Below are 12,123 nucleotides of genomic sequence, written 5' to 3' on the forward strand. Positions count from 1 at the left end.
CCTGATGACAGACGCAACCGGTCAGGAAACTGACCCCGTTCTGCAAATCGACATCGTGTCCGATGTCGTCTGCCCGTGGTGTATTGTCGGCTTCAAGCAACTCGAACGGGCCATCGCGATGACTGGCGTTTCTGCAGCCGTGAAGTGGCACCCGTTTGAACTCAATCCGGACATGGCTTCGGACGGAGAGAACCTCAAAGAGCACATCATGCGCAAATACGGTTCCACGGAGGAGCAGTCTCAGGCCGCGCGGGAGCGCTTGACGGATGTCGGCAAAGGGCTTGGTTTCGATTTTCACTTCACCGATGACATGCGGATGGTCAACACTTTCAAGGCCCATCAGCTCATTCATTGGGCAGGTCCACAAGGCAAGGAGCACCAGCTTAAGATGGCGTTGTTCCAGGCCTATTTTCAGGAACGCAAGGACCTCAACAACGATGAGGTGCTTGCCGACGTGGTGGCAGACATCGGATTAGACCGCAACGAGGCACTGGACGTTTTGCAGGACGGTCGCTTTGCAGAGACAGTCCGCCAGGAAGAAGCGTTCTGGACTGGAAACGGCATTCACGGGGTTCCCGCGGTTATTTTTGAGCGCAAGCACCTGGTCAGCGGCGCTCAGGGAGCCGAGAACTACGCCTCGATCATCCAACAGCTGGTGACCGGACAGGCTGCAGAGTGAAGTTGCAACCCGGATATCCGGGTTTCACATCTTGATGGACGCTGTTTCTTTTTGCGGTTGCCGGTCCCAGCAGATCTGAAAACTTCAGAGCCTTTCGAACAGAACACCGGCGGCATCGATCCGGCCAGCCGGTGTATCTGAAGGTGAAGCTCCGTAGTTCGTCCAGATCCTGATGTTGCCTGCGTCGCGGCAGCGGACGCCTCCGGAAAGGTCGAAGGTTTCAATACCTGCCTCATCGCAGAGCATCTTGAAAACCCGTTTCCAGGCTAAGCCATCGCACCAGCCGCCGACATAAGTCAGATTGTCTTGTCGCATGGCCGCAATCTGCCCGTCCTCGAGCTCCAGAAACGTTCCGGCGGCACCTTCCAGTTCTTCGCGATAAGAGACTAAGTTTCCGCCGCCCTTGAGGGGCATGGGCATGTCAGGGCGCATGCTTTCAACACGTGCTACCGTGACCTCAAGGCCCGGCATGTCTGGGGGAAGCGGCACAGGTATGACCATGTCCGCATTGCGGGCGGCTGTCCGTGGCCCGAGCACGACTTCTGCATTGCTTTCGGCGAGAGCCTTTTTGAGGTCCTGCGACATATAGATCAACCCGGGTGCGGCGACGATCTGATAACCGGAAAAGTCACGTGTTTCGCCTCGCAAAATATCTACGGAAAGTCCCAGGCTGCGGAGTGCCTTGTAAGCTTCGAAGACAAGCTGAAAATAGCTCAGGCCAGCACCATGTGGCTGGGTTGCCCAGGCAAAGTCAGCGTCATAGTCAAAAATCAATGCCACAGGAGCTGGTGAAGTCTCCACATCAGGAGCGTCGTGCAGTTCGTCCCGGACCTGCCGTGCTTCGATCAGGGCAGGTGCATCGGCATTGTCGGGGCGCAGCATGCCGGCATGCATCTGTTCCTGTGCAAACGGGGCTTGTCGCCAGCGGAAATAGCAAACGGCCTCAGCGCCATGTGCATAGGCTTCCCATGCCCACAGCCGCATCATGCCAGACAGCGGCGCCGGATTATACGGCGCCCAGTTGACCGGCCCGGGTTGTTGCTCCATCACCCACCAGCGTCCGTTGCCGGCCGCTCGATAGAGATCATGGTGAAATGCCTGAAAGTCCGGATCGCCTTGTCGGGCATAAAGGCGCTGATGCTCGGAAGTTGCGCCGACACGGTCTTCCAGGAAGCCGAGGGGATAGCTGTCCCAGGTTGCAATATCCAGGTCATCGCTGACCTTGAAATGGTCAAACTCCGTGATACGCCCCATGAAATTGTGACTGATCGGTGCGCCGGAGTAGCGGCGAATGATGTCAACCTGACGCTTGTTGAACGCAACGACCTGATCGGAGGAGAACCTGCGGAACGCCAGGCTGTGGGACGGGTTGGGTTCGGTTACGGTCAGATTGGGCAGGTCGATTGAGTCAAAGGATGCGTATTCCATTGACCAGAAGACATTGCCCCATGCGCGGTTCAGAGCTTCGATCGAGCCGTAACGTCGTGCCAACCAGAGGCCAAATGCCTTTTTCGCTGCGTTTGAATAAGACAGCACGGTGTCATGGCACCCATACTCGTTGTCGGTTTGCCAGGCCGCGATATAGGGACTGTCGCCATAGCGTTCGGCAAGGAGTTGCACGATCCGATCACTTTCGAGCTGAAAGCCTTCGTGCGAGAAACAGTAGTGGCGCCGGGATCCGAATTTGCGTGGATGACCATTTACATCAACCGCCAGCATGTCCGGGTGCTTTTCGACCATCCAATGAGGTGGGGTTGCAGTCGGAGTGCCGAGCACGACCTTCAAGCCCGCCTTGCCGAGCACTTCAATTGCTCGGTCGAGCCAGTCGAATTGCAGATTGCCTTGGGTTGGTTCAAGCCGGGACCAGGCGAACTCGCCAATCCGGACCCATGTCAGTCCGGCATCGGCCATGCGCCTTGCGTCGGCCTCCCAGATTTCCTCCGGCCAGTGCTCCGGATAATAGCAGGTGCCCAGGGTGCGTTTCATTGCGTTGCCTACAAAATGATCCGATGTTCGAGCTGACCACGGGTGCCGGTCTGGGCAAAGAAGGTCTTTCCCTCGTCTACACCGCTCAGGTCGACCGCCGCAGAGGTCGCAAAGAGTGTTTGCAGCTCTGCCCCGCCAAAGGCCGGACAGGATATCTGTTTGGCAGGGAAACTAATTTCCTCGACAAACTGGCCTTCAGGTGAATACCGCGCGACACGATTTGCGCCCCATTGAGCGTTCCACAAATACCCTTCGCTGTCGACCACCGCCCCATCGGGATTCAAGTTGTCACCGGTAAGGTCGACAAACAGTTTGGGTGTTCCTGTTGGCCAGCCCTGGTCGTCCAACATCAACTGCTGGATATTCTGGGTATCCGTGTCGGAGAAATAGGCCTTGTTGCCATCGGGTGCGAAACAGATGGCATTGGTAATGGTGATGCCACTGAAGAGCTTGCGCAGCTCTCCTTTGTAAAAGCGATAGATGGATCCAGCACCGGCCTCCGCCTCAATGCCCATGGTACCGATCCAGAAACCGCCCTTCGGGTCTGCACGGCCATCATTGGACCGGGTCACCCGATTGTCTGCTTCCATGTCGCAAAGCTTCATGGATGTTTTTGTGTCGAGATTGAAGAGGAACAGTTTGCTCGCGCTTGCGATCAGGAGTTCTGTCTTGCTCACCCAACCGGCCGCAGAGACATATTCATCGAATTCCCAAGATTTTGCCGTGCCGTTTTCCCGGGACATAAGCTTTTTGTTCAATACGTCGAACCAGAACAATTGCTGTCGTTCAGGATGCCAAAGCGGACCTTCGCCGAGCTTGCACTGGCGTTCGTCGAAAATGGTTGTCATTGAAATTACTCGCTGGCTGTAACGGCCATGTCATAGGCGGATACGATTTTTTGGGCTCGGTCTTCGATCTCATCGACCGTAAACCCGGGCTTGAACAGAGCCGTTCCGATGCCAAAGCCCGCGGCGCCAACTTTGATCCATTCAGCAAAATTATCCGGCCCAGCGCCACCTACGGCGTAAGTTGCCGTGCCCTTTGGTAAAACCGCCAAAAGTGCTTTCAATCCGTAAGGGCCGACGAGGGACGCGGGGAAAAACTTCAAGCCATCCGCGCCATTGCGCAGAGCCGTGAAACTTTCCGTTGGTGTCATGACGCCCGGGAAAGATGACATGCCTTCTGCTTTGGTGGCTCTGATGACTTCGGGGTTGCAGTCCGGTGACACGATCAAAGTGCCACCCGCAGACTTGACATTGCGCACCTGTTCCGGCTCCAGAACTGTACCTGCACCGATCTCGGCATCGCCTCCAAACGAGGTAACCATGGCCTCGATGCTTTTGAGCGGATCGGGTGAGTTGAGAGGCACTTCGATGCGGGTTATGCCCGCGGCAATCAGGCATTCTGTGACAGGCAGTGCCTCGTCAGGTGTCAGACCCCGCAAGATGGCGATCAGATTGCGGCTCATGATGTCTCCCTTGCATAGCAAGAAAAGGCGAGGGTCAAACCTCGCAAAGTGATGGATTCCGCGTCCAGCAACCTGGCATCTTGTCCAAGGCACTCCAGCGCGGCGTGATAGGTTCCGGCAATCTTGCTGCTGCCGAGAATAGCAACATCCGCAAGGTCGAATTCGTCCCTGATGGACGCAAGTTCAGCACCGATTAACAATCCGGACAAACGACCGGTGGCTTCTGTGGGGGTCTGGCCGGCCACAAGGCTTGCCGCGCGAATGCCGAACAATTCGGAAGCGAAGACCTTTGGATCCTGGAGAACACACAGGACGGCATTCTTGAACGCGCCAGTGTCGAATTCAGATTCGGACAGACCATGGCGAAGTACGGATCGATGTCGATAGAGCGCAAAGGTCTCACCGGTCATGCAGGTCCGGAAGCGTTCAACAACCCCAGATTTGAGCTTGACCCATTTTGTATGTGTGCCGGGCAGGCACAACGTTCCGGAAAAAACCGGCTGATCCGCCAGGAAACCGGCGATTTGGGTTTCCTCGCCGCGCATCACATCTGCCGGCTTCAATTGCTTGAGGCCCGGGAGGATATGCACATCGAGGCGAGGGTCCGCGGTCTTAACTCGTGTTGCGTCAGCTATCGAAGGGGGCGGGCAGGGCACAGACTTATAGGGCGCTTCAGCCCAGCCCTGACGCGAGCCGGCCATGCCACAAACCATGATCGGGACTTCGCCCCGAGTAGGCAGAATGTCCTCGATCAAGTCTAGCAATGCGGGCTCAAATTCTGCCGGCGCGAGTTTCCCCATGCCCCTGTCGGAGCCGCGATGGATCAGGATCTCACCGGTATCGCTTAGCGCCCAGACGCGCAGGTTGGTGGTTCCCCAATCCGCAGCAATCCAGGTAATGTCGGTTTGTGTTGTCATCCCGTCACCACGACACCACCGTCCACAACCAATGCCTGTCCGGTCATCGCCCGGCTGGTTTTGGAGGCAAGAAACAGAACCGGTTCAGCAATATCTTCCGGCGACAGCTCTTCCTTCAGGCATTGCCGATCAATGTGCGCGCCAAGTGCTTCCGGGGTCACCCAAAGATCCTTTTGCCTTTGAGTCAGAACCCAACCGGGAGCAACAGCATTCACTCGAATCTTGTCCGGTCCGAATTCGCGCGCCAGGCTGCGCGTCATCCCGTTGATGCCGGAATTGGCGGTGGTGTAGGCCGCGTAGCCGGCGTTGCCCATCATATAGGAAATCGAAGTGAAATTTACGATGGAGCCACCACCGGCGGCCTTCATGCCAGCGATCACATGCTGGCAAGCAAAGAAATAGGCTTTCAGGTTGATTGCCTGCGACCAGTCCCAGAATTCTTCGTCGACTTCCTCAGTCGCATGACGTTTGTCATTTGCTGCATTGTTCACCAGGACGGTCACCGCGCCATGAGCCTCGGCGGCTTTGTCGATCGCGCCCTTCAGAGCAGGGATGTCGGTGATGTCGCATGAGACGAAAAGTGGCCTAACGCCGTGTTTTTGCTCCATCTCGTCACAGAAATCAGTGGCATCTGACCGCTGCACAAATGCAACTTTGGCACCTTGAGACATGAAGGCATCGGTCAATGCTGCTCCAATGCCGGAACCGCCACCGGTGATGAAGACCGAAGCACCGTCAAGATCCGGAAATGTAGCGTGCATGGGACCAATGCCTTTGTTTGTGTTGACGGCCTTCGCCGATGAATTCAAATGCGCCTTAACGCCTAGAGCCTCTGACCTTCCAGGACCCAGATTGTCTCCGGGAAGCGCCAGGGAAGGATAAGACCATGTGTCATGAGGTAGCGTCCGCTGACCTCGATGTCTTTTTCTTTCAAGAGTGGATTGCCGCGGGAGAGCCTCGGAGCTTCGTTCCTATTGGCAAGGGAAACGCTGTACATCGCGTCCGGATCCAGTCCTGTCAATCGAACAGGGTGTGGAAGGATCTGGTCGGAAGTGCGTGCCAATACCGCAAACACGACGAAACGGCCACCGTCTCTTGCCATTTGTTGTTCGGCTATGACAGCGGGATCGGAACTGTCTAGGCGATGGATGTCTGCCTGCATGGTCCAGTCCCGATTGGCTTTCCACCAGTTGGTGGCATCGCACAGGGTGGCTGTCTCGGCATCGTCCAGTTCGCGTGGGTCCATCTCGAATCCCATATGCCGCTGGGCTGCGGTCCAGGCGCGCAGTTTCATGTCGAGGACGCGGCCTGATGTGTGACAGCGCCGCGGACCGACGTGCGAGCCTGTAACGGCTCCCGGTAGAAAGAGCGCTGCGTCATGCTGGATCCGCTGACGTTCCAGCGCATCGTTGCTGTCGGACAGCCACACACGCTGAGTGCGTTCCAGGATGCCGAAGTCGACACGGGCGCCACCGGAAGCACAGCTTTCGATTTCCACCTCGGGAAAGCTGGCGCGCAGCCGATCCAGAAGTTCATAGACACCAATCGTCTGTGCCGCTGCGACGATCGGCAGGACCCTGTTGTGATCCCATTTGATGTAACCGATATCGTTGCTTTTCAAGATGTCGGCGATCCGGTCATATAGATACGACCTGACATCCTCACGGGACATGTCCAGAACCAGCTGCTGGCGCCCGCGTGTTTGGTCCTTGCGGCCCAGAACCCAGTCGGAATGAGCTCGATAAAGATCACTGTCCTCGTTGATCATTTCCGGCTCGAACCAGATCCCGAATTCCATGCCGAGCGATTTGACGTGATCGATCAACGGGGTCAGACCATCGGGATATTTACGTTCGTCGACGAACCAGTCACCCAGAGATGAAGTGTCGTCATCCCGTCGGCCGAACCAGCCGTCGTCGAGAACAAACCGCTCGGCTCCAAGTCCCGCCGCGTGGCTGGCGATGGATTTGAGCTCGCTGATCTTGTGATCGAAATAGACCGCTTCCCAGCAATTGTAGTGCACGGGCCTTGGCGATCTGGCACCCGTCACCATTCGGTCACGCGCATACCGCTGGAACTGGATTGCGGCTCCGTTGAGCCCTTCTGCCGAGTAGGTGGCGTAAAGGGGCGCGCTCTGGAAGGCCTTTCCCTTTTCCTTGCTGGAAGAAGCGTGACCGAACTGAATGTGGCGTCGTCCGTCGGCCAGCTCTTCTGCGACCATCTTGTGACCGCCTGACCAGCCATAGTGGAACGAGTAGGCCTCTCCCTGGGTATTGGTGGTGGCACCGTTACAGACAATCAGGCCCGGAAAATGGGCATGATCCGTCCGTCCGGTCCGGTTGTCTCTGACACGTGCACCAGGTGAAAACGGAAGACGTCTGGTCAGGAATTCGGCGCACCATCGACCGGAAAACTCGATCATCTCACCTGTGTGCGCAGGCACTGGTACGACGGGAGCTGCCAGCCAGTCCACCAGGATGACATTGGTGCTTTCGAGCCGGGTCTGGAGTTTGAAGAGTGAAGCTTCGGCGGTCAGTGACAGGTCACATATAAGCGTCAGGCCATGATGACTGTCACTATATTCGAGTCTCAAACCGTTTTCAGTTGTGGTTTCGCTTTCGAACAGGAAGGCCGGAACCAGTATATTGCCATCGGTATCACGAATCGACAGACCAGCATGGCCCGTAAATGTTTGTGATGCTTCCGGGCTCAAACTGATCCCTGCATTCCGATCCACCATTCCGCCAGTCACATCTGTGAGAGAGGCTGCGGCAAGTAGCTGGAGATCGTCTTTGCCCGGTAGAGCCGGGCCCCAATAGATCACTTCCGGCAGGCGGCCCGCAAAGCTGGCAAGAACCAGGCTTTGACGGGCATCACCAAGATGCCACGTCTTAGCCTGCATTTCCGGCCTTTCCTGTAGCTTCGATTATCGGCTGAAAAGCCCGGAGACCGTGGATCATTTCACGGCTCCGAGTGTCAGTCCGGCAATGAAGTGCCGCTGCATCAGGAAGAACATTGCGACTGGCGGCAGCGCAGCCACGAGTGAGCCGGCACTCATCAGGTGATAAGCGGCGCGATACTGTGCGTTGAAGGATGTGATGCCAGCGGTCACCGGTTGGCTCTCAACGCCTTGTGTCAACACAACGGCCCAGAAGTAGTCGTTCCAGATAAAGGTGAAGATGAGAACCGACAGTGCGGCAATGGCCGGCTTCATCAGCGGCAGAACAACAAACCAGAAGATCCGCCATTCCGCGATGCCTTCAACGCGCGCGGCTTCGATGAGCTCGAATGGCAGAGCGCGGATGAAGTTGCGCATGAAGAGCGTGCAAAAGCCGGTCTGAAAGGCAACATGAAACAGCACAAGGCCGGTAATCGTGTTGTAGAGACCCATCTGCAACGTCAGATCTCGCACAGGCACCATCAGGATCTGAAACGGCACGAAGTTGCCGGCCACGAACATGAAGAAGATCCAGATGTTCGACTTGAACTTGTATACTCCAAGCGCAAAGCCGGTCATGCAGGACAGGGCCACGGCCCCGATCACGGTCGGAATGGTGATCTTGAACGAGTTCAAGAGATACTGGGGCATGTCCGAGCCGGTGAAAACCAGCGCGTAGTTGGTGAAGCCTTCAAAGGAAGACGGCCAACCCCAGTAGTTTGCATTGACGAAATCCGCATCCGGCTTGACGGAGAAGATCGCGACCGCAATGAGAGGCAGCAGCCACAGGATCAGGGCGAGAGGCAGAAGACTTTGATAGGTGATCTGCCAGGCTCGTGGCGAGCGTTCAATAGGTGTCGGAAACATCTCAGCGCGCCTTTTCTTCTTTGTACATCGACCAGAGGAAGTAGGCGATGAAGGCCAGCATGATCAGGAACAGGACGACAGCGATCGAAGCGCCGTAGCCCATACGGAAGCCATATTCGGACAGCGCAACCTCGAACATGTAGAAGCTGAGGACGCGGCTGGAGCCGAATGGACCGCCGTTGGTCATGACTGAAATGAGGTCGAATGATCGCAAGGCGCCGATGATGGTGACGACGAATGCGATGAACGTCGCAGGGCGCAGCTGAGGAACGATGATGTACCAGAGCATGCGCCAGCCCTTGGCGCCATCAAGGCGACCAGCTTCGATCTGTTCTGGATCGACGGCATTCAGACCCGTTAGATAAAGGATCATGCAGTAGGCGGTCTGGGGCCAGAGGCCGGCAATGATGATGCCGACGGTTACCCAGTTTTCATCGCCTAGCACGTTCATGGGCGGCAGGCCTACTGAGCCGAGCACCACGTTGAGGATGCCGAATGTCGGATCGTAGAACCAGGTGAAGACCAGACCGACGACGACCTGCGAGATCACGAAGGGGAAAAAGAACAGGGATTTGTAGACCCGGATCCCGGTTACCGTCTGGTTCAGAAAGAGGGCGATAAACAAGCCGGCGGGAATTGCTGCAAGGTACAGCACCAGCCAGATCACGTTGTTTTTCAGGGACGTATAAAAGGCCTCGTCCCAGTAAAGCTCTTCATAGTTGCTGACGCCAACATATTCCGCGGCTCCAAGTCCGTCCCACTGGTACAGAGACAGGTTAAAGGACTGGAAGATCGGGAAGATCACATAGAACAGGAAAAACAGGATACCCGGTGCCAAAAAAAGCCAGGGTGTCAGCTGTTGCTGATTGCGATGCCACCAGGAGCTTTGGCGGGTTCCTTCGACAGATGCTTGAGCCATTGTCGTTGCTCTTCTTTTGATCCGGCAGAGAGTCAGCTCATGTCACGTGCGCGTTCACCCAATTATCAACCGGTCGCCCATTGTCGTCACACGGGCGCGCGCTGCGAGGCCGGTCCCCGAACCTGTCGGAGAAACGAATTGGAAAAGGACAGGGTGCAGGAAGCACCCTGTCCGGCTCGATAGGAGAGCTTACTTGTAGATGCGCTCCTGAGCGCGATCCAGACGATCCAGGATCTTGTCGAGATTGTCCGGCTTGACCATGAATTCCTGCAGGCCTTCCATGGCAACTTTTGCCATTTCAGCCGGAGCATCGCGGTCAAAGAACTGAGCAACGCCGCCCGGAGAGTTGGTGGACAGCATTTCAAAGCCCTGCTCGAGGAACTTGTCCTTATCAACGGAAGACTGTGCATTCACCGGCAGCTGGCCGAGGTTCTTGCCATCGTTGATCTGGGTCTGGATGTCCGGAGAGACGACGAATTTCAGGAATTCGCGTGCCGCTTCCTTGTTCTGGGCATTTGCCGGAATGTGGAAGGTGTCAGTCGGAGCATCTTCAGCCTTTTCAACGCCCGGTGTGATTTCAACGAACTGGTAGAAATCGAGCTGGTCGTCAGTCAGGCCTGCATCACGCAGCGGTGCAACAGCAAAGTTGCCCATCAGGTATGCTGCTGCATCACCCTTGACCATGAACGGCAGAGCTTCCTGCCAGCTGTAGGTCTGGTGATTGTCGATGAACGCACCCATGTCGATGAGTTCGCGCCAGTTGGCAAACGTCTGGCGTACTTCATCAGAGGTCCACTTGGCTTTGCCGGTCAGCAGGTCCATGTGGAAGTCGAAGCCGTTCGTGCGCATGTTCAGGTAATCAAACCAGCCGCCTGCGGTCCAAAGGAACTTGGTTCCGATGGTGTAGCATTTCTTGCCGGCGTCGATGATTTTCTGACAGTTGGCTTTTTCTTCTTCCCAGGTTGTCGGTTCGGAAAGGCCAAGCTCGTCAAAGATGTCTTTGCGGTAGTAAACGCCCCACTGATAGTAGGTGTAGGGCACGCCCCACTGCTTCCCATCAATGGTCATCGCACCCTTGGTCGAGGCCAGGTTGTCGCCGATTGCCGGATCTGCCCACAGGTCAGATACGTCTTCGAACAAGCCTGCTTCAACATAAGGGCGCATGCGGTTTGCCGCATACCAGGTTGCAACGTCCGGCGCATTTGCAGACAGGAAGTTACGGATCTGTGTCTTGTAGGCTTCACGATCGATAACTGTCGTCTCGATGTTCAGATCCGGGTTCTTTTCCTGGAACTGCGAAATCATCTTTTCCATGGTCGCGCGCGGCGCCGGATTGGATGTATCGAGGAAAATTCTCAGATCGCCTGTCAGGCCGTCAGCAGATGCTCCGCCCATTGAGGCTGCCAGAATGGCAAACGCCGCAGCGGACGTTTTCAGCATGGAACGCATGGTGTCCTCCCTTTAGGTTCCATTATGTGAAACTTAGTTTTGTATATTGATACTTTGCTGCGATCAGGTTAGGTTGTCAACAGGTCCGACATAAAGAAACGGGCCGAGTGGAGGAAAAAATGAACAAGCAGGCCACCGGCGACGGTACGGTCGGAAAGGCTCTTGAAGTGCTCGACAAAGTCGCAGCCGTGGGTCGGCCTGTGCGATTTTCCGAGCTGCTTTCAGAAAGTGCGCATCCCAAGGCGACACTCTATCGTCTGCTGCAGACCCTCGTGAACCAGGGCATGCTGGCCTATGACGACAAGCAGCAGACCTACTCGCTCGGCATCCGTCTTGTGCGGCTGGCACATGCAGCTTGGCGTCAAAGTTCCATCGCGCCCATAGCGCGGCCCTTCATCTCCGCGCTTTCCGACGAGGTTGGCGAGACGGTCCACTTGGCACAGTTGGACAACGGGCAGGTGCTCTATGTCGACAAGCGCAACCCCCAGAATGCGATCGACATGTTCTCGCAGGCCGGCAAGGTCGGGCCTGGACATTGCACGGGTGTCGGAAAAGCTCTGATGGCTTTTCAGGACCCAAGCGAGATCGACCAGATTATTCAGAAACAGTCTTTTTACAGGTACACGCCGGCAACGCTCGTAACCGAAGCGGCGCTCCGCGCGGAACTTGACCAGATCAGGCAGGACGGCATCGCCTTTGACCGGGAGGAGCACGAACCCGGGATCATCTGTATTGCCGCTCCAATCCTGTCCACCAAAGGGCGGCCGGTCGGCGCCCTGTCCGTGACAACATCAACACAGCGAAAAAATTTGGATGAACTGATGAATGCGCGTCCTGCATTGGAGCAGGCCGCATCCAAGATTGCCGCGGCAGTCGAAGACTGGCAGTTCCCCGCGTGAA

General features: G+C 56.4%; 11 protein-coding genes. 2 read left to right on the plus strand and 9 right to left on the minus strand.

All coding sequences use genetic code 11. The annotated features are described in order from the left end of the window. Window positions 1-4 precede the first annotated feature (4 nt). Window positions 5-679 (plus strand): DsbA family oxidoreductase, encoded by a 675-nt coding sequence (locus tag K1718_RS05795; protein ID WP_265682962.1) that lies wholly within the window; start codon window positions 5-7, stop codon window positions 677-679. An 84-nt stretch (window positions 680-763) separates the two neighbouring features. Here K1718_RS05795 and K1718_RS05800 read toward each other — a convergent pair whose 3' ends face one another. From K1718_RS05800 to K1718_RS05840, 9 genes are all read right to left on the minus strand, one after another. Beyond that, window positions 764-2,665, minus strand: coding sequence for a beta-galactosidase (locus K1718_RS05800; RefSeq protein ID WP_265682981.1), 1,902 nt, complete (start codon window positions 2,663-2,665; stop codon window positions 764-766). Between the two features lie 8 nt (window positions 2,666-2,673). Next, on the minus strand, window positions 2,674-3,513 hold the full coding sequence (locus tag K1718_RS05805) for an SMP-30/gluconolactonase/LRE family protein (protein WP_265682982.1): 840 nt from the start codon (window positions 3,511-3,513) through the stop codon (window positions 2,674-2,676). Window positions 3,514-3,518: 5 nt separating this feature from the next. Further along, window positions 3,519-4,133, minus strand: coding sequence for a 2-dehydro-3-deoxy-6-phosphogalactonate aldolase (locus K1718_RS05810; protein ID WP_265682983.1), 615 nt, complete (start codon window positions 4,131-4,133; stop codon window positions 3,519-3,521). Further along, on the minus strand, window positions 4,130-5,050 hold the full coding sequence (locus K1718_RS05815) for a 2-dehydro-3-deoxygalactonokinase (RefSeq protein ID WP_265682984.1): 921 nt from the start codon (window positions 5,048-5,050) through the stop codon (window positions 4,130-4,132). The genes K1718_RS05810 and K1718_RS05815 overlap by 4 nt, the downstream gene beginning before the upstream one ends. Next, a complete protein-coding gene (locus K1718_RS05820) occupies window positions 5,047-5,811 on the minus strand; it encodes an SDR family NAD(P)-dependent oxidoreductase (RefSeq protein WP_265682985.1) in 765 nt (254 codons plus the stop codon). Before K1718_RS05820 ends, K1718_RS05815 begins: the two co-directional genes overlap by 4 nt. Before the next feature lie 62 nt (window positions 5,812-5,873). Beyond that, window positions 5,874-7,952 carry an alpha-galactosidase gene (locus K1718_RS05825; RefSeq protein ID WP_265682987.1) on the minus strand — a complete coding sequence of 693 codons (2,079 nt, stop codon included), beginning with the start codon at window positions 7,950-7,952 and terminating at the stop codon, window positions 5,874-5,876. Window positions 7,953-8,006: 54 nt separating this feature from the next. Next, window positions 8,007-8,855: a carbohydrate ABC transporter permease gene (locus K1718_RS05830; RefSeq protein WP_152500040.1), complete on the minus strand. Its 849-nt coding sequence runs from the start codon at window positions 8,853-8,855 to the stop codon at window positions 8,007-8,009. 1 nt (window position 8,856) lies between these two features. Continuing rightward, window positions 8,857-9,774: a carbohydrate ABC transporter permease gene (locus K1718_RS05835; protein ID WP_152500041.1), complete on the minus strand. Its 918-nt coding sequence runs from the start codon at window positions 9,772-9,774 to the stop codon at window positions 8,857-8,859. A 189-nt stretch (window positions 9,775-9,963) separates the two neighbouring features. Continuing rightward, complete coding sequence (locus tag K1718_RS05840) at window positions 9,964-11,223, minus strand: ABC transporter substrate-binding protein (protein ID WP_152500042.1); 1,260 nt, start codon at window positions 11,221-11,223, stop codon at window positions 9,964-9,966. A 119-nt stretch (window positions 11,224-11,342) separates the two neighbouring features. On the opposite strand from K1718_RS05840, the gene K1718_RS05845 reads away from it, so the two are divergent. After that, window positions 11,343-12,122 (plus strand): IclR family transcriptional regulator, encoded by a 780-nt coding sequence (locus K1718_RS05845; protein ID WP_152500043.1) that lies wholly within the window; start codon window positions 11,343-11,345, stop codon window positions 12,120-12,122. Window position 12,123: the final 1 nt, after the last annotated feature.

Origin of the sequence: Roseibium porphyridii (assembly GCF_026191725.2) — a bacterium.
In the GTDB taxonomy this organism is placed as follows: domain Bacteria; phylum Pseudomonadota; class Alphaproteobacteria; order Rhizobiales; family Stappiaceae; genus Roseibium; species Roseibium porphyridii.